Annotated in this window: 17 protein-coding genes; 12 read left to right on the top strand and 5 right to left on the bottom strand. The window is 68.9% G+C overall.

Annotated features, from left to right (window positions below; genetic code table 11):
- Positions 1-57: 57 nt before the first annotated feature.
- Positions 58-204, bottom strand: a complete 147-nt coding sequence (locus ACQE3M_RS03825; RefSeq protein ID WP_430504152.1) for a hypothetical protein — start codon at positions 202-204, stop codon at positions 58-60.
- Positions 205-331: 127 nt separating this feature from the next.
- Between ACQE3M_RS03825 and ACQE3M_RS03820 the strand changes: the two genes are divergently transcribed.
- On the top strand, positions 332-1585 hold the full coding sequence (locus ACQE3M_RS03820) for a CobW family GTP-binding protein (RefSeq protein ID WP_430504151.1): 1254 nt from the start codon (positions 332-334) through the stop codon (positions 1583-1585).
- An 890-nt stretch (positions 1586-2475) separates the two neighbouring features.
- Here ACQE3M_RS03820 and ACQE3M_RS03815 read toward each other — a convergent pair.
- The 3 genes from ACQE3M_RS03815 to ACQE3M_RS03805 all read right to left on the bottom strand — a co-directional run bounded on the left by ACQE3M_RS03815 (position 2476) and on the right by ACQE3M_RS03805 (position 3639).
- Positions 2476-2715, bottom strand: a complete 240-nt coding sequence (locus ACQE3M_RS03815) for a hypothetical protein (RefSeq protein ID WP_430504150.1) — start codon at positions 2713-2715, stop codon at positions 2476-2478.
- A gap of 98 nt (positions 2716-2813) precedes the next feature.
- Entirely contained in the window at positions 2814-3287 is a 474-nt protein-coding gene (locus ACQE3M_RS03810; protein ID WP_430504149.1) for an SRPBCC family protein, read from the bottom strand.
- 22 nt (positions 3288-3309) lie between these two features.
- Positions 3310-3639 (bottom strand): hypothetical protein, encoded by a 330-nt coding sequence (locus tag ACQE3M_RS03805; protein ID WP_430504148.1) that lies wholly within the window; start codon positions 3637-3639, stop codon positions 3310-3312.
- A gap of 138 nt (positions 3640-3777) precedes the next feature.
- Here ACQE3M_RS03805 and ACQE3M_RS03800 point away from each other — a divergent pair, with 138 nt between their 5' ends.
- From ACQE3M_RS03800 to ACQE3M_RS03785, 4 genes are all read left to right on the top strand, one after another.
- Positions 3778-4005, top strand: a complete 228-nt coding sequence (locus ACQE3M_RS03800; RefSeq protein WP_430504147.1) for a hypothetical protein — start codon at positions 3778-3780, stop codon at positions 4003-4005.
- 85 nt (positions 4006-4090) lie between these two features.
- Entirely contained in the window at positions 4091-4768 is a 678-nt protein-coding gene (gene upp / locus ACQE3M_RS03795; protein ID WP_430504146.1) for a uracil phosphoribosyltransferase, read from the top strand.
- A 119-nt stretch (positions 4769-4887) separates the two neighbouring features.
- Entirely contained in the window at positions 4888-5247 is a 360-nt protein-coding gene (locus tag ACQE3M_RS03790; RefSeq protein ID WP_430504145.1) for a hypothetical protein, read from the top strand.
- A gap of 31 nt (positions 5248-5278) precedes the next feature.
- A complete protein-coding gene (locus tag ACQE3M_RS03785; protein ID WP_430504144.1) occupies positions 5279-5500 on the top strand; it encodes a DUF7569 family protein in 222 nt (73 codons plus the stop codon).
- A 73-nt stretch (positions 5501-5573) separates the two neighbouring features.
- Here ACQE3M_RS03785 and ACQE3M_RS03780 read toward each other — a convergent pair whose 3' ends face one another.
- Positions 5574-7748: a prolyl oligopeptidase family serine peptidase gene (locus ACQE3M_RS03780; RefSeq protein ID WP_430504143.1), complete on the bottom strand. Its 2175-nt coding sequence runs from the start codon at positions 7746-7748 to the stop codon at positions 5574-5576.
- Positions 7749-7902: 154 nt separating this feature from the next.
- Between ACQE3M_RS03780 and pspAB the strand changes: the two genes are divergently transcribed.
- The 7 genes from pspAB to ACQE3M_RS03745 all read left to right on the top strand — a co-directional run bounded on the left by pspAB (position 7903) and on the right by ACQE3M_RS03745 (position 15412).
- Positions 7903-8508, top strand: coding sequence for a PspA-associated protein PspAB (gene pspAB, locus ACQE3M_RS03775; RefSeq protein WP_430504142.1), 606 nt, complete (start codon positions 7903-7905; stop codon positions 8506-8508).
- A 28-nt stretch (positions 8509-8536) separates the two neighbouring features.
- Positions 8537-8992: a hypothetical protein gene (locus tag ACQE3M_RS03770; protein ID WP_430504141.1), complete on the top strand. Its 456-nt coding sequence runs from the start codon at positions 8537-8539 to the stop codon at positions 8990-8992.
- Positions 8993-9038: 46 nt separating this feature from the next.
- Complete coding sequence (locus ACQE3M_RS03765) at positions 9039-9668, top strand: IMPACT family protein (RefSeq protein ID WP_430504140.1); 630 nt, start codon at positions 9039-9041, stop codon at positions 9666-9668.
- Positions 9669-9713: 45 nt separating this feature from the next.
- Positions 9714-10853, top strand: coding sequence for an NAD(P)/FAD-dependent oxidoreductase (locus tag ACQE3M_RS03760; protein WP_430504139.1), 1140 nt, complete (start codon positions 9714-9716; stop codon positions 10851-10853).
- A 1058-nt stretch (positions 10854-11911) separates the two neighbouring features.
- Positions 11912-12559, top strand: a complete 648-nt coding sequence (gene serB / locus ACQE3M_RS03755) for a phosphoserine phosphatase SerB (protein ID WP_430504138.1) — start codon at positions 11912-11914, stop codon at positions 12557-12559.
- Between the two features lie 125 nt (positions 12560-12684).
- On the top strand, positions 12685-12813 hold the full coding sequence (locus ACQE3M_RS03750) for a hypothetical protein (protein WP_430504137.1): 129 nt from the start codon (positions 12685-12687) through the stop codon (positions 12811-12813).
- 52 nt (positions 12814-12865) lie between these two features.
- Positions 12866-15412: a DEAD/DEAH box helicase gene (locus ACQE3M_RS03745; protein WP_430504136.1), complete on the top strand. Its 2547-nt coding sequence runs from the start codon at positions 12866-12868 to the stop codon at positions 15410-15412.
- Positions 15413-15426: the final 14 nt, after the last annotated feature.

Raw genomic sequence — 15426 nt, 5'->3', positions numbered from 1 at the left:
AACCGTGGAATCACGCCGGTGCGGGCGTACTCGGTCGATCTCCCGGCCGTCCGCCGATCAGGCCGCGTCGTCCGTCCCCTCGTCGAGGCTGGGCTGGTGGGTCTCGTTGCCCATCGAGTTCCGGACGAACCACAGCATTACAAGCACCATCAGCGTGACGGCGATCGTCGCGACGACGCCAATGAGGGATACGATGTCGACCATATCGCACCTCGGCGATCACGCCAAATCAACGTATCGTCTTGTGCCGACGTCGCGGGAACCGAAATCCGCCGAAACCGGCTTCGCCGGGGAGCGTGGATTCAAACGTATCCACGCCGTTGGATCGGCTATGAGCGACGCTATCCCGGTGACGATCCTCTCGGGGAACCTCGGCGCCGGCAAGACGACCCTGTTGAACCACCTGCTGCGCGAGGCGGGCGACCGGGACGTCGCGGTCCTCGTCAACGACATGGGCGACGTCAACGTCGACGCCGACCTCGTCGCCGACGGCTCCGAACTCGACGTCGACGACGGCGTCACCGAGCTGTCGAACGGCTGTATCTGCTGTGAGCTGCAGGACGACCTCGAGACCGCCGTGGTGCGGCTCGCCCGGGACCGCAGTTTCGACCACCTGATCGTCGAGTCCTCGGGCATCTCGGAGCCGGCGCCCGTCGCGCGCCTCTTCACCGCCGAATCGCGCGCGGCCGCGCTCTACGACGTCAGCTCCCTCGTGACCGTCCTCGACACGCGCCTCTTCCTCGACGCCTTCGCGGGCGACGGGACCCCGGAACGCCGCGGAACGGACGCGGACGGCCGCCCGCTCTCGGACCTCCTCGTGGACCAGATCGAGGTGTCGAACGTCGTTCTCCTGAACAAGGCCGACCTCTGCAGCGAAGCCGAGCTCGCGGAAGCCGAGGAGCTCGTCCTCGCCCTCCGGCCGGACGCCGAGACCATTCGAACGGAGTTCTCCGCGGTCGACCCCGCGACCCTCCTCGACGTCGACCGCTTCGACCCGGGCGCCGTCAACGAGATGCCGGGCTGGAAGCAGGCGCTCGAGGGCGACGACCACGGAGGCGACGGAGCCGGAGCGCACGGCGACCACCACCACGGCCACCGCCACCCCGACGAGGTGTACGGCGTCACGTCGTTCACCTACCGTCGCCGGCGACCGTTCCACCCCGAGCGCCTCGCGGCGTTCCTCCGCGACCTCCCGGACGGCGTCGTGCGCTCGAAGGGCACGCTGTGGGTCGCCGGCAACGACCACCGGCAGGTCGTCGGGCAGGCCGGTCCCTCGGTCCGCGTCGAGGCCCCGAGCCCGTGGATCGCCAGTCTCCCGGAGGTCGAGCGCGACATGTACCGCTCGAACCGCCCGGACCTCGACTGGCACGACGAGCACGGCGACCGCCTGACGGAGTACGTCGTCATCGGCACCGACGTCGACCGCGACGCCATCGAGGCCGCGCTCGACGACTGCCTGGTGACAGACGCGGAATTCGAGGCCCTCGACGACGGATCATTCGACGCCGACGGCCCATTCCCGAACGAACCGGGCGCGGAAGCGGTTATTCGCGAACCCACGCCCGCCCCGAACCCGGGCGAATAGATCTGGGTCGTCGCTTTCGGGTGTGTAGCCGGCAGTTCTTCCTGTTATTTATAAACGGGAACGGATGCCGTCGCTCGCGACACCACTCAACTCGTCGGTGAAGTCCCAATCGCTGACCGATCGGACTTATAAATGAGGTCGGTTCACGTCGCCAGCGACACCACTCAGCACACCCAGAAAGCCCCAGCCGCTGACCGGTCGCGCTGCTCGCTGCGCTCCTCACGGCTCACTCGCTCCGCTCGTTCGCCGTTGCGGTGCTAGCGTCGCAGGGCGTCCCGCTCAACGGCTGCCCCTTTCAGTCCCGCCCACCGAGTGGTTGCCGGGCGTCGCTTGCGGCGGCTGGTTGGCTGACGTCGTGCGCCGGCTGGCCGGCGTGCGGGGCGGGCGGCGCGCGCGAGCAACGCGTGCGAGGGAGGGTGGGGCGCGCCGCGCGGTGCTGGGCCGGCGCGCCCCGGCCGAGGCTGGGGAGGACTGAGGCTTGCGGTTGCTGTACGATGCTGTCGCGGTTGCGGTTGCGGTTGCGGAGCGGTGCTGTCCTGGCGGACTGAAAGGGCGATGGCCGCTCGCGCCGGAGGGGAGTCGCTCCGACGACCCCTATCCGCGCCGGGCGGTGCGGAGAGGCGCGGATATGTCGCGGAGCGACCGCGAGCGGCCGAGGGCTTTCTGGGTGTTTGCGGTGCTGTCGAGAACAAAACCATATCACCTGTCCAAACCTGCGCATAGCGAGCGGCCGAGGGCTTTCGAGGTGTTTGCGGTGCTGTCGAGAGCAGCAGCGTCTGCATCCGCGCATCCGGTTTATAAGTGAGAGCCGCAGAGGGCTTTCAGACCACGACCACTCGAGAAGAGCCGCTCCCCGACGTCGTCTACTTATAAAAAGAACGCAACGCGAGCTAACACGCACACGACGACCCGGTCGCCCGCTCGAAGCGCATCTCGTCGCCGCAGTCCGGGCAGAATGGCGTTCCCTCGCCGTCGGTTTCTAACCCCTCGCGCTCCACCTCGACGTCGCGGACGCGGTTCCCGCAGTCGTCACACCAGAACGACCCCTTGCTTCCGTCGTCGCCGCCCTCGTCCGGCGCGCGGTTCGTCGACGCCTCGAACGCGCTCGTGATCGTGTCTACGATTCCCATGACGGATAGTCACAGTCGTTCCGTATAAGCCCCGAGGCTGTCGTGCGCAGGCGGTACACGGCCGAGTGAGGAAGGGACGAGGATTCGGTCGGGAACTCTCAGCTCACGTCCGCCGCGAGCGCGTCGAGCGCGCGCTGCAGCTCGCCGCGGCGCTTCCAGCCCGCGATCCGGTCGATGAAGGGAACCGAGAGCCCGACGGCGACGGCCGAGCGCATTGTCACGCGCGAGCCCTCGTCCTCCGGTTCGACCGTGAGCCACGTTTCGAGGTGGTCGATGGGCGCCGCCTCGCCGATCTTCGTGTAGTACCAGCCGTGCTCCAGCTCCGTGAACCGGAGCGTGAACTCGATCCCCGGGCCCCCGACGACCACGTCGGTCGCGTCGCCGTCGGTCGCGTCGGGCGCTTCGGGTGCCTCCCCGCGTTCCTCGCCCCCGTCGCCGCCTTCGTCGACGTGCTCGCGGACGTCCCGGACGGTGAAGCTCCCCTCCGCGGCGATCACGGTTTCCGGGGTGAGCCGCCGGTGCAGCTGGTCCGGTGTCGCTGCGACGAACCGCGACGCCTCGACCTCGCGCATACCTCCCCTGTGTGGCCACCCGTCAAAAACCTTCGAGGAGCGGCAGCGTGATCCCGACGAAGATGATCACGAGCGCGGCGGCGACGTACAGCAGCCGGCGGAACGCCCCCTCGGCGCCGACCTCCGCGCGGTGGGCGGGCCGCGCGAGGCGGATCATGCGCTGGTAGGCGAACCCAGCGGTCGCGACGAACACGCCGCTCGGGATCGCCAGCGCGGCCGGGAAGTCGATCCCGTAGGCCTGACAGTAGAGCGGCCCGAGCGAGAGCGTCAGCATGAACGCTAGCCCGGCGACGACGAGGAACGGGACCGGGTCGACCGGCGTTCCTTCGTTGTTCCGCGGCCTGCGAGGCATAGCACGGATTCGGACGCAGCGAGAATGAGACTGTCGGCTAGGCTGATCGGGCTGGGAACGCTCGACCGGCTTTTCGCCGCGACCGAATCACCTCGGTCGCGTCGAAGGCTTCACGTACTGACGCGGCGACGTTCGCCCATGACCGACCCCAACGCCGAGGAGCCGGACGGATTCAGCGAGGGGATCGAGGAGTCAAAAGGAGACCCGCGCGTGCTGCTCGCCCTGAACGCGCTGCTGTCGCTCCTGTTCGGCTATACTGTCGTGTTCGGCCTCAGCTTCGCCGACCTCTGGACGTTTTCCGCCGTGAACGTACTCACTACCGCGATCATGCTGTTCGCGCTGACGTACGTGGTCGTGCTTCGGTGACTCCGCGGGCGGCCTCGAGGGTGTCGATCCCGCTCCCGCGTCGCAAACGTTGCAAATTAAGTGGCCGCCGGCCCCCTCACCGATAATGACCATCGAAGACCGCGACCAGGCGAAGCTCATCACGCACGCGCTCGCGAAGGACACGCTCTCACGGCTCCGGGACGTCGAAACCGAGCAGGTCGCGTTCCGGAAAGGCCTCGTCAAGCTCGGCCGCATCTGCGGCTACGAGGTCATCGACGGCGCGATGGAGACGGAGTACGTCCCCGTCGAGACGCCGCTGGAGGAGACGACCGGCGAGCGCGTGAAGGGACTCGACGACGTCGTCATCATCAACGTGCTCCGCGCGGCGACACCGTTCGTCGAGGGGCTGCTGAAGGCGTTCCCCCGCGCGAAACAGGGCGTCATCTCCGCCGGCCGCGACGAGGAGGCCGGGATGGACGAGTCGGGCGAGTTCCCGATCACCATCGACTACGTGAAGCTCCCCGAGATCACCGAGAAGGACACTGTCATCGTCGCGGACCCGATGCTCGCCACGGGGTCGACGATCTCGGCCGTCCTCGACCACGTCATCGACGAGGCCGACGGCTACGAGAACCTCTTCGTCCTCTCGGCGGTCTCCGCTCCGGACGGGCTGATCCGCGTCGGCGAGCAGTTCCCCGAGGCCGACCTGCTCACCGTCTCCATCGACGACGAGCTCAACGAGGAGGGATTCATCCTGCCGGGCCTCGGCGACGCGGGCGACCGCGCGTTCCGCACGACCTGAGCCGACGAACCCGATCGAACGTCCAGTGCGCTGTTTTCACAGCTGATAGCCGTGGTCGCCGGGGGAGAACGAAGTGAACGGTCGGTTGTTTTAAACCCATGGTAACTGTTGACACATTCATGCACTCCGAGGCAACCGACCGGGAGTCGCGGACCGTGGCCATCGAAGGGCTCGCACGGGACGTGGTCGGGTATCCGGTCGCCGTCCTCGCGTTCGCGTTGCTGGTCGGGCAGGCGGCCGGCGTTCCCATCGCGGCGGTGCTGGCGATGGCGACGTTCGCGCTCGGCGGTCTGAGTGCCGCGGTCGTCACCAGGGACGACCTCGCCGGCGACGTGGTGCAGGCGTACGTCGGGACCGACGCGACTCCACAACCACGCGTCTCGCGAGCCGGCGTGGCGCTGCGGGCACGTGTCACGGCGGTGTTGCTCTCGACCGTCGGCTGGGCCGGGGCAGTCGTCGTCGCCCTCGCACTCGCGTAACGCCTATGACGGGCCAGTGTGAGTGGCAACCATGAGCGACCCGGCGCCCGACGAGCCCTGTGACGCCTGCGGCGACGCGACCACCGACGCGCTAGCGCGGACGGTCCGCCTGAGCGTCGACCGGGCGAACATCGACACCCAGCGGCTCTGTCCGGACTGCTTCGCCGAGTGGATCGAGCGCTACGAACAGGACATGCAGCGGGACCAGTCGTCGTCGGACGGCGACTCCGATTCGGAGATCATCGTCGACTGAGCGCCTTTTAAATAAAAAGCAGCGGCGACACCGAGACGGCGTCGGCGATCGCCGTCGAACGCGCCGTCTCTCCCTATTCCTCGTCGGCGTCGTCGCCGTCCTCGTCGCCGTCGTCGCCGTCCTCGTCACCGTCCTCGTCGCCCGCGCTCAGGCCCTCGTTCTCGGGGCGTTCGAGTGCAACCGGCGCGTCGTGGTGCTCCGAGTAGCCGTCGAACCAGCGCGCGATGCGCTCCATGCGGTCGACGATGTGGCCCGGCTCGCCCGAACGGGAGAGCTCGTGGCCCTCGCGCGGGTATCGGACGAAGCGCGTGTCGACGTCGTGTTTGCGGAGGATACGGTGATACAGCTCCGCCGTGCAGGCGGGCGTCCGGTAGTCGTCGTCGCTGTGGATGAGCAGCGTCGGCGTGTCGACGTGCTCGGCGTGGGCCGTCGGCGACTGCTCCCAGAGCCACTCCGGCTCCTCCCACGGCGTCGTGTCGAAGTCGCCCTCGACGAGCTTGTACGCCCCGTCGGTCGAGCCGTAAAAGCCGGTGAGGTCGTAGACGCCGCGCTGGGAGACCGCGCCGTCGAAGTAGTCCGTCTGGCCGACCGTCCAGGCGGTCATGTAGCCGCCGAAGGAGCCGCCCGTGACGAACGTGTTGCCCTCGTCGACGTAGTCGCGGTCGGCGACCAGCTCGACGCCCGCCATCACGTCCGTGAGGGTCACCTCCCCCCAGTCGCGCTCGATGGCCTGCATGTACTCCTCGCCGTAGCCGGTCGAGCCGCGGGGGTTCGACCAGAAGACGACGTAGCCGCGCGCCGCGAGCGTCTGGAACTCGTGCCACATCGTTCCGGCCGTCGTCCACATCGCGTGCGGACCGCCGTGGATCTCGACCGCGAGCGGGAACTGGTCGTCGCCGTCGCCGTCGCCGTCGCTGTCGCCGGCGCCGTTGCCGTCGCCGTCGAACGCCGGCGGCGTCAGCACCCAGCCGTGAACCTCGCCCTGCTCGGATTCGAAGTGGAGCTCCTCGGGCTCGCCGACCGCCCGCTCCGCGAGGTAGTCCGCGTTGAGCTCCGTCAGCCGCGTGAACTCGTCGCCGTCGAAGTGGAAGACGTCGCCGGGGTGGTCCCACTCCGAGAGCGCGAGTGCGACGGAGACCTCCTCGGGGCCTGCTCCGTCCTCGCCAGCGACGTCTCCACCCGAAACGGCGCCCCGCCGGAGGACGCGGGCCGGGTCGTCGCTGCCGTCACCTGGCGCGTGCCAGAGCGCGGTCTGGCCCTCGTCGGGCGTGGTGAAGAACACCGTCTCCTCGGCAGGACCCCACTGTGGCGCCGCCTCGTGGCCGAGCGTCCGGTCGAGGTCGGCCGTGATCTCCGCAACCGTGTCGTCCTCGCGGTGGAGCACGTGCAGGTCGGTCTGCTGGATCGAGGGCTGGTCCGGCTCGGTGTGGGTGAACGCCACCTTCCCGTCGGCCGTCGCCGCCAGCGACGAGCCCCAGCCGTACGTCGTATGCACGCGCTCAGCGTCGTCGGCCGCGAGGTCGTGGGCGCAGATTGCGATCTCGTAGCTGTCGTCCGGGTCGTCGCCGACCTCCTCGGTGTAGTAGAGGGTGTCCGCGTCGCCCCAGGCCGGCGCGCCGAAGTCGGCGTCGCCGTCGGTCCAGCGCGTCACGTCGGCGGCCGCGGGCTCGTCGGCGTCGGGGTCGGCGACGGCACTGTCCTCGTCGACGGCGACGGTGTACACGTGCGACCGCGCGCCGTCGAAGTACTGCTCGCCGGAGCGGTAGACCGTCCGGTCGATGACGCGCGGGTCGGGGTCCTCCGGCTCGTAGTCCTCGGGGACGGAGCGGTCGCGCTCCTCCTCGCGGTCCTCGGCCGTGACGGACTGGACGAAGGCGATCCGCTCGCCGTCGGGTGCCCAGGCGATCCCCGAGACGCCGCCGACGAGGTCGGTCACCTGTCGAGCCTCGCCGCCACCGTCGACGGGGAGCACCCAGAGCTGCTGCCGGTCGTCGTCGGCACCGCGCGTGGAGGTGAACGCGAGCCGGTCGCCGGACGGGCTCCAGCGCGGCTCCGCGTCGACGCCCTCCTCGACCGTGAAGCGGCGCCGGTCGCCGCTCTCGACGTCGACGATGTGGATCGTCGCCGCGTAGGACTCGTCGTCCTCGGGCTGCTTGCGGACGAACGCGACGCGCCCGCCATCGGGCGAGAGTCGCGGGTCCGCGGGTTTCGCGATGTCGTGGAAATCGGACGCCTCGATAGGCTGCATGTCTGTTTGGTGGCTAGCCGACTTCAAAAGGCGTTGGAAGCCGGAAGGCAACGTATGTCGGACGCTCGGTTCGAGGGCATGCCCGCCGGATCACTCGCACGAGTTCCCCACACGTAGAAACGCCCTAATCCCTTCAGCACGTATCGGGGAGCGAATGGCGCTTTTCGACACCATCCGGTCGATCCTGGGTACGAACGCGACCGCGGACGCGACCCGCGACGCCGACCCGGAGGACCTCTTCGGCATGTCGACCGCCTACGTGACGATGGAGGCGGACCTGGGGTACGACCACTGCGGGGAGGCGGCGCTCTGTTTCTCCGACGTCGACTCCACCGCGTTTCAGGACGCCGTCGACGAGGTGGAAGCGATCCTCGACGCCGGCGAGCTCGAAACCGGCACCGGGTACCACCAGTACGCGGACGACCACGGCTACCGCTGGTTCGTCCTGGAGGACGACGACCCGGAGGACCTCGTCACGAGCGTCCACTTCGCCGCGGACACGTTCGTCGAGAACGGGTTCGGCTCACGGCTCCTCGCCGCCGTGTTCGGATTCGAGAAGCCCGAGCAGAGCGCCTACTGGATCTACTCCTTCCGCCGTGGCGCCTACTACCCGTTCGTCCCCGCCGGCGACCACGAGCGCGACCAGCAGGCGGAGTTTAAACTCCAGTCCGTCCTCGACGGCGAGCTCGAGGTCGAAAGCGACGAATCCTACTGGTACCCACTCTGGCCCGACGCTCGCGGGCGACATCCCTGGGAGTAACCCGGCTGCCCCGGATGGATACCGACTTATGCCGACCGACGCAAACGAACCCGTGACCGACACGGACACCGAGCCCGCCGGCGGCACGCTCCGAACGGCCCTCCAAATCGTTGCCGTCCAGGGGGCGTTGCTCTCCGCGGCGGTCCACCTGTTGTGGGCCGTTCCGCGACTCGCGAATCCGGCTGACGCACGGCCGTACCTATTCGTCGCCGCCGCGGTGTTCACGCTCGCCATCGCGGTCGGCGTGTATCGGGCGGGCGAGTACCGCCGGCTCTACGCGCTGGGTGCAGGGACGCTCGCGACGTTCCTCGTCGGCTTCCTGATCCACCACCGCGGCGACGTCGCCGGCGCGCTGGCCGCCGAACCGATCGCCGTCGTCGGCAAGGTCGCCGAGGTCGTCGGCGTCGGCGCTTTTCTCGCCCTCTACCGGCTCGCGCCGCCGACCCACGTCGTTCTCGCCCGAGAGGATGCCGACGAATCCTAACCGTCCGACCGACATCCCTTAGCCGCGGCCGCACTGAGTCACAGTCGTGACGGACACGTATCGGACGGTCGCCGACCGCGCCAGCGCCTCCTTCGAGGTGCAAGGCTCGGAGTTCATCGGCCACGTCGCCCCCGCTGACACCGTCGAAGCGGCGGAAGCGTTCGTCGACGCGGTCCGTGAGGAGTACGCGGATGCGACCCACGCGGTCCCGGCGTACCGCGTCCCCGCGGGCGAAGCGTCGAGCCAGCGCCCGGGCGACGGCGTGCTGCTCCGCGAGTACTCCAGCGACGACGGCGAGCCGACCGGCTCCGCGGGGAAGCCGGCGCTGAACGTCCTCGAGCAGCGTGACGTCCGGAACGTCGTCGCCGTCGTCGTCCGGTACTACGGCGGGACGAACCTCGGCGTCGGCGGGCTCGCGAGCGCGTACTCGCAGGCAGTGAAAGACGGCGTGGACGCCGCCGGCATCGTCGAGGAGGTGCCGCACGAACACCTCGCGATCACCGTCGAGTACGACGATTCGGGCACGGTCCGCGGGATCATCGAGTCGGCCGGCGTGGAGTTCGACGCCGAGTACGACGCGGACGTCTCCTTTTCCGTGCGCGTGCCAGTCGACGAGGTCGACGAGCTCCGCGAGCGACTCCGGAGCGCGACGAGCGGACGGGTCGAGATCGAGTGACCGCATCGGCCAACGCTTAACTCGAACCCGGCGCCACCTGTTGCCATGACCGACAGCGCCATCGTCGTTGGCGGCGGCATCGTCGGCTCCTCGGTCGGCTACCACCTGGCCCGTGCGGGCCTCGACGTCCGCCTGCTCGACCGCGAGGACGAGGGGCGGGCGACGACCGCCGGCGCCGGGATCATCTCGCCGGCGACGTCGAGCCGAACCGGGTCGACCGCCTGGTTCGAGTTCGGACTCGAGGCCGCGGAGTACTACCCGGAACTCGCGGACGCGCTCGACGACTACGCCCACAGCTACACGCAAACCGGACTGCTCAGCGTCGCGGCCGACGCCGACGAGGTCGATGACTTCGAACGCGCGAAATCGCGGGTCGAACGCCGTATCGAGGAGTACGGCAGACCTGCCGAAGACAGCGTCAGGGAGCTCTCGCCGGCGGAAGCCCGCGAAAAGTACCCGCCGCTGGCCGACGTAGAGCGCGCGCTCTTCTTCGCGGACGCCGCACGGGTCGACGGGCAGGCGTTCGCGAGCGCGCTTCGCGAGGGCGGTCGCGACGCGGGACTGACGGTCGAAAACGCCGACGTGACCGGGGTCGACGTGGAGAACGGCTCCGTCGCCGGCGTCTCGACCGCCTCCGGCGCGACGCACGAGGCGGACGCCGTCGTCGTCGCCGGCGGCGCGTGGTCGCCAGCCTTCGAGTCGGACCTCGGCGTCGAGGTGCCGGTCGAACCCCAGCGCGGCCAGATCCTGCACCTCGACGTCGACGACCTCGGCTACGACCGGCCGGCCGGCGAGTGGCCGATCGTCTCGGCGTTCAGACACCAGTACCAGGTGCCGTGGCCCGACGGCCGCGTCGCCTGCGGCGCGACTCGCGAGTCCGGGACGGGCTTCGAGCCGAGCGTGACGCTGGACGGGCTCAGGTCGGTGTCGAGCGAGGCGCTCCGCGTCGCCCCCGGGCTGGCGGACGCGACGCACCTCGAAACACGGGTTGGGCTGCGGCCTGTGTCGGCCGACGGGCTGCCGTTCCTGGGTGGCGTGCCGGACGTCGACGGCACGTACCTCGCGACCGGCCACGGGCCGACCGGGCTCACGCTAGGCCCGTACAGCGGCAAGGTCGTGGCCGACCTCGTCCGCGGCGTCGACCCCGACGTGGATCTGACGCCGTTCCGAGTCGGGCGGTTGTGAACTGACAGGCGGCGCGTTGCTGTGTGAACGTGGATTCGCCGTTCGCGTCGTGGCACGGGACGGTGCGCCGCGCTCCCGCCGAGTTCGCCCCGTGGCGCTGACTACGTCACGGGGCGTCTGGCGCGGAATCGTATTTAAAGTCTCGCGTCGGTGGATCTGTTGATTGGCCATCGTCGCCGGCAACACCACTCGGCCCATATAAAAGACCAAATCGGGAGGCAGCCTCACTTATAAAGGAGTCCGGTCATCGCTGCTTGAACACCACTCAGCATACCCAGAAAGCCCCAGCCGCTGACCGCTCGCGCTGCTCGCTGCGCTCCTCACAGCTCGCTCCCTTCGGTCGCTCGCTGATTGCGGTGCTTACGTCGCAGGGCGTCCCGCTCAGCGGCTGCCCCTTTCAGTCCCGCCCGGGAGTGGTCGTCCGGGGCGTCGCTCGCTGCGGCTGGGTCGCCGTCGACGCGCGCCGGCTGGCCGGCCTGCGGTGCTGGGTGGTTGGCGCACGCGAGCAACGCGTGCGAGGGAGGCCGGCGCCGAGGCGGTGCGGTCCCGGCGCCGGCCGAGGCTGGGGAGGGTGAGGCATGCAGGAGCAAGTGCGGTCGCGGTGCTGTCGCGGTTGCGGAGTTGTGCGGTCCTGGCGGACTGAAAGGGCGACGGCCGGTCGCGGTGTAACGGAGTCGCTGCGACGACCCCTATCCGCGGCGGGCGGTGCGGAGAGCCGCGGATATGTCGCGCAGCGACCGCGAGCGGCCGAGGGCTTTCCGGCTGTTGTGGCTAAGTGTAACAGTGTCTGCACCTGGGCATCCGGTTTATAAGCAAGAGCGGCCGAGGGCTTTCTGGCTGTTGGCGACTAGTGTAGCAACGTCTGCACCTGTTTATTCAGTTCATAAGCAAGAGCGACCGAGAGTTTTCTCGGCGTCGGCGACAGCGGTTCTGTCGAGAGCAGACAGTCCCATCAAACTAGACCGATCCAACAGTCCGACAGCCAAACGGCGAAAAACTCAGGAGCAGAAGCCGCCCGAACCGCCGTCGTTTAACCGACCACTCGCTAACACGCAGCCATGAGACTCATCGCGTTCGACTTCGACGGGACGCTCTCCGACTCGGAGATGACGGTCCTGCTCGCGGAGCGAGCCGGCGTCGCCGACGAGGTCGCCGAGATCACCGAGCGGGCGATGAACGACGAGCTCAGCTACGCGGAGAGCCTCTACCAGCGGGCCGCGCTGCTGGAGGGCCTCCCGGAGTCGGACGTGGCGGACGCGTTCGACGAGGTCCGGATCCGCCCCGGCGCCGCACGGCTCATCGAGCGCCTCCGCGACGAGGGGCACCACGTCGCCATCCTCACCGGGGGGTTCGAACGCGGCGTCGAGGCCGCGCTGGCTCGCGAGGGCGTCGAGGTCGACACGATCGTCGCGAACCGGCTCCCGATGGCCGGGGGGCGACTCACGGGCGACGCAGAGGGGCCGCTCATCGAGGGGACGAAGGACCACGCCCTGGAGGACCTCTCTGACGACGTTGGGGTTCCGCTGTCCCGGACCGTCGCCGTTGGCGACGGCGCCAACGACCTCCCGATGCTGGAAGTCGCCGGGCTCTCCGTCGGCTTCGTCCCGAAACCGGCCGTTCGGAGCACCTGCGACGCCGTCGTCGCGTCGATGTCCCGGCTCGGGAAGGTCCTCGAGGGGTACCGCGTGCTGCCGAACTCCTCGTAAGTCGCTGCTGGGAGTCAAGAGTGTTTCTCCCCGGTTTTTACAGCCCGAATACGTCCGGTAGAGACTCCATACCAGTGGAAATCGGAGTAAGGATTAAGACGGTCGACGTGGATCACCCGCCGTGTATGAGCGGAAACCGGAACCACAGCCGCTCGCGCGTCGCCGCGTGGGCCGAGCTGACGGGCGACGACGTGCCGGAGGCAGTCCGCGAGGACCGCGAGGCCCGCGACGGCGACCGCGGACGCGACGGATAACTTTCACCGCGCTTCGCGAACCCTTTTCCGCGATGCCGGCCAAGGTCGCATGATGGCGACCGAGGCCGACACGGCGAGCATCGAGCATCCCTTACTGACCGACGGGTTCCTCCAGCGCCGGAACTACCAGCTCCAGCTGGCGGAATCGGCGACGGGAACCCACACGCTCGTCTGTCTCCCGACCGGCCTCGGCAAGACAACGGTGAGCCTGCTGGTGACCGCCGACCGGCTCAACGACGCGGGCGGGAAGGCGCTGTTCCTCGCACCGACGAAGCCGCTCGTCCAGCAGCACGCCGACTTCTACCGCGAGGCGCTCGAGATGGACGACGACGAGATCGTCGTGTTCACGGGCGACACGCCGCCGGAGGACCGCGCGGCGCTGTGGGGCGACGCGCGCATCGTGATCGCGACCCCCCAGGTCGTCGAGAACGACCTCGTCGGTAACCGGATCTCCCTCGCCGACGTCACCCACCTCACGTTCGACGAGTGCCACCGCGCGACCGGCGACTACGCGTACGTCTACATCGCGGAGCGCTACCACGCGGACGCGGCGGATCCGCTCGTCACCGGGATGTCGGCCTCGCCCGGCGGCGACCTCGAGGAGATCGAGATCGTCTGTGAGAACCTCGGGATCGAGAACGTCGAGGTGATGACCGAGGAGGACGCCGACGTCGCGGAGTACACCCACGACACCGACGTTCGCTGGGAGGAGGTGACCCTCCCCGAGGAGATCATCGAGATGCGCGACGCGCTCAACGAGGTGATCAAAGACCGGCTCCAGAAGCTGAAGTCGCTCGGCGTCACTAACTCCACGAACCCCGACCTCTCCCAGAAGGAGCTGAACAAGATGCGGGGGAAGCTGAAGAAGATGATGGACAACGACCAGTCGGACGGCTACAAGGGGATGTCCACCCACGCCGAGGTGATGAAGCTCCGGCGCGCCGTCGAGCTGGTCGAGACGCAGTCCGTCGAGTCCGTCCGGCGCTACTTCGAGCGCCAGCGCGAGGCCGCCCGCTCCTCCGGCGCGTCGAAGGCGAGCCAGCGCCTCGTCGCGGACCCGAAGGTCCGCGAGGCGATGCGGATCGCGGACTCGTACGACGGCCTCCACCCGAAGTTCTCCCAGACCCGGATCCTGCTTGCGGAGACCCTCGGCATCAACGAGGGCGAGCGCGCGATCGTCTTCACCGAATCCCGCGACACCGCGGAGGCCCTCGTCGACTTCCTCTCCGCCAGCTTCGACGTGAACAAGTTCGTCGGCCAGGGCGACAAGGAGGGCTCCGACGGCATGACTCAGACCCAGCAGCAGGACACCCTCGACGCCTTCCGCGCCGGCGAGTTCGAGGTGCTCGTCTCCACCTCCGTCGCGGAGGAGGGCCTCGACGTCCCCGAGGTCGACCTCGTGCTCTTCTACGAACCGGTCCCGACCGCGATCCGGTCGATCCAGCGCAAAGGCCGAACGGGGCGCCAGGCCGAGGGCCAGGTCGTCGTCCTCATGGCCGAGGACACCCGCGACGAGGCGTTCTTCTGGATCGCCCGCCGGCGCGAGAAGCAGATGCACCAGGAGCTCGCCGACCTGAAGGCGTCGACCGACGACATCGAGGACGAGATCACGGACGACGACCAGACCGGCCTCGACGCGTTCGACGACGGGAACGGCAGCGACGGGGGCGCTGGCGAGAGCGCCGGCGACGACGAACCCGCCGGCGCCAGCGAACCCGCCGCGAGCGACGAGGCGACGGAGTCGGTTGGCGCCGACGGCGGAAGCGAGACGCAGCCGGGACTGACTGACTTCGAGGCGGAAGCGAAGTCGAGCGGTGACGACGAGAACGGCGAGAGCGACGGCTCCGAGATTGATGATGCCGACGGCGACGAAGACGCCGCTGACGAAGACGCCGCTGACGAAGACGACGCTGACGACGACGGCATCGTCGCCACCGCCGGCGTCGACGAGGGCGTCGAGGTCGTCGTCGACCAGCGCGAGCTCGACTCCAACATCGCGCGGGACCTCTCGAAGCGCGACGAGCTCACGACCAGGCTGGAGACCCTCGCCGTCGGCGACTACGTGCTCTCGGACCGCGTCGCCGTCGAGCGCAAGGCTGCGGCCGACTTCGTCGATTCGCTGCTCGACGGCGACCGCTCGATGTTCGAGCAGGTCGGCGAGCTCTCGCGCGGGTACTCCCGCCCGGTCGTCGTCGTCGAGGGCGCGGACCTCTACAACCAGCGCAACGTCAACCCGAACGCGATCCGCGGCGCGCTCGCGTCGCTGGCGGTCGACTTCGGGATGAGCGTCCTCCGGACCGAGGACGAGGAGGACACCGCCGAGCTGCTGGAGACCATCGCCCGCCGCGAGCAGGAGACCCGCGACCGCGAGGTGAGCGTTCACGGCGAGAAGACGACGAAGACGCTCGGCGAGCAGCAGGAGTACGTGGTCTCGTCCATCGCCGACATCGGCCCGGTGACGGCTCGCTCGCTGCTGGAGCACTTCGGAACGGTTGAGGAGGTCATGACGGCAACCGAGGACGAACTCGAAGACGTCGACGGCGTCGGCCAGGTGACCGCGGAGCGGATCCGGAACGTCGTCGGCAGCGACTACGAGTAGCTCAGGTCATTTTT

The sequence above is a fragment of the Halosubterraneus shenae genome (genome assembly GCF_050510935.1).
Classification (GTDB): Archaea; Halobacteriota; Halobacteria; order Halobacteriales; family Haloferacaceae; genus JBDGPU01.
The sequence above is the reverse complement of the archived record's forward strand: the minus strand, read 5'-3'. Positions and strand labels throughout refer to the sequence as shown.

What these genes read in the sequence shown, in the direction of transcription:
- ACQE3M_RS03820 (WP_430504151.1), top strand. Translation starts at nt 332, where the DNA reads ATGAGCGACGCTATCCCGGTGACGATCCTCTCGGGGAACCTCGGCGCC.
- ACQE3M_RS03770 (WP_430504141.1), top strand. Translation starts at nt 8,537, where the DNA reads ATGCCGACCGACGCAAACGAACCCGTGACCGACACGGACACCGAGCCC.
- ACQE3M_RS03815 (WP_430504150.1), bottom strand. Translation starts at nt 2,715, where the DNA reads ATGGGAATCGTAGACACGATCACGAGCGCGTTCGAGGCGTCGACGAAC.
- ACQE3M_RS03745 (WP_430504136.1), top strand. Translation starts at nt 12,866, where the DNA reads ATGGCGACCGAGGCCGACACGGCGAGCATCGAGCATCCCTTACTGACC.
- serB (WP_430504138.1), top strand. Translation starts at nt 11,912, where the DNA reads ATGAGACTCATCGCGTTCGACTTCGACGGGACGCTCTCCGACTCGGAG.
- ACQE3M_RS03780 (WP_430504143.1), bottom strand. Translation starts at nt 7,748, where the DNA reads ATGCAGCCTATCGAGGCGTCCGATTTCCACGACATCGCGAAACCCGCG.
- upp (WP_430504146.1), top strand. Translation starts at nt 4,091, where the DNA reads ATGACCATCGAAGACCGCGACCAGGCGAAGCTCATCACGCACGCGCTC.
- ACQE3M_RS03805 (WP_430504148.1), bottom strand. Translation starts at nt 3,639, where the DNA reads ATGCCTCGCAGGCCGCGGAACAACGAAGGAACGCCGGTCGACCCGGTC.
- ACQE3M_RS03790 (WP_430504145.1), top strand. Translation starts at nt 4,888, where the DNA reads ATGCACTCCGAGGCAACCGACCGGGAGTCGCGGACCGTGGCCATCGAA.
- ACQE3M_RS03825 (WP_430504152.1), bottom strand. Translation starts at nt 204, where the DNA reads ATGGTCGACATCGTATCCCTCATTGGCGTCGTCGCGACGATCGCCGTC.
- pspAB (WP_430504142.1), top strand. Translation starts at nt 7,903, where the DNA reads ATGGCGCTTTTCGACACCATCCGGTCGATCCTGGGTACGAACGCGACC.
- ACQE3M_RS03800 (WP_430504147.1), top strand. Translation starts at nt 3,778, where the DNA reads ATGACCGACCCCAACGCCGAGGAGCCGGACGGATTCAGCGAGGGGATC.
- ACQE3M_RS03810 (WP_430504149.1), bottom strand. Translation starts at nt 3,287, where the DNA reads ATGCGCGAGGTCGAGGCGTCGCGGTTCGTCGCAGCGACACCGGACCAG.
- ACQE3M_RS03785 (WP_430504144.1), top strand. Translation starts at nt 5,279, where the DNA reads ATGAGCGACCCGGCGCCCGACGAGCCCTGTGACGCCTGCGGCGACGCG.
- ACQE3M_RS03750 (WP_430504137.1), top strand. Translation starts at nt 12,685, where the DNA reads ATGAGCGGAAACCGGAACCACAGCCGCTCGCGCGTCGCCGCGTGGGCC.
- ACQE3M_RS03760 (WP_430504139.1), top strand. Translation starts at nt 9,714, where the DNA reads ATGACCGACAGCGCCATCGTCGTTGGCGGCGGCATCGTCGGCTCCTCG.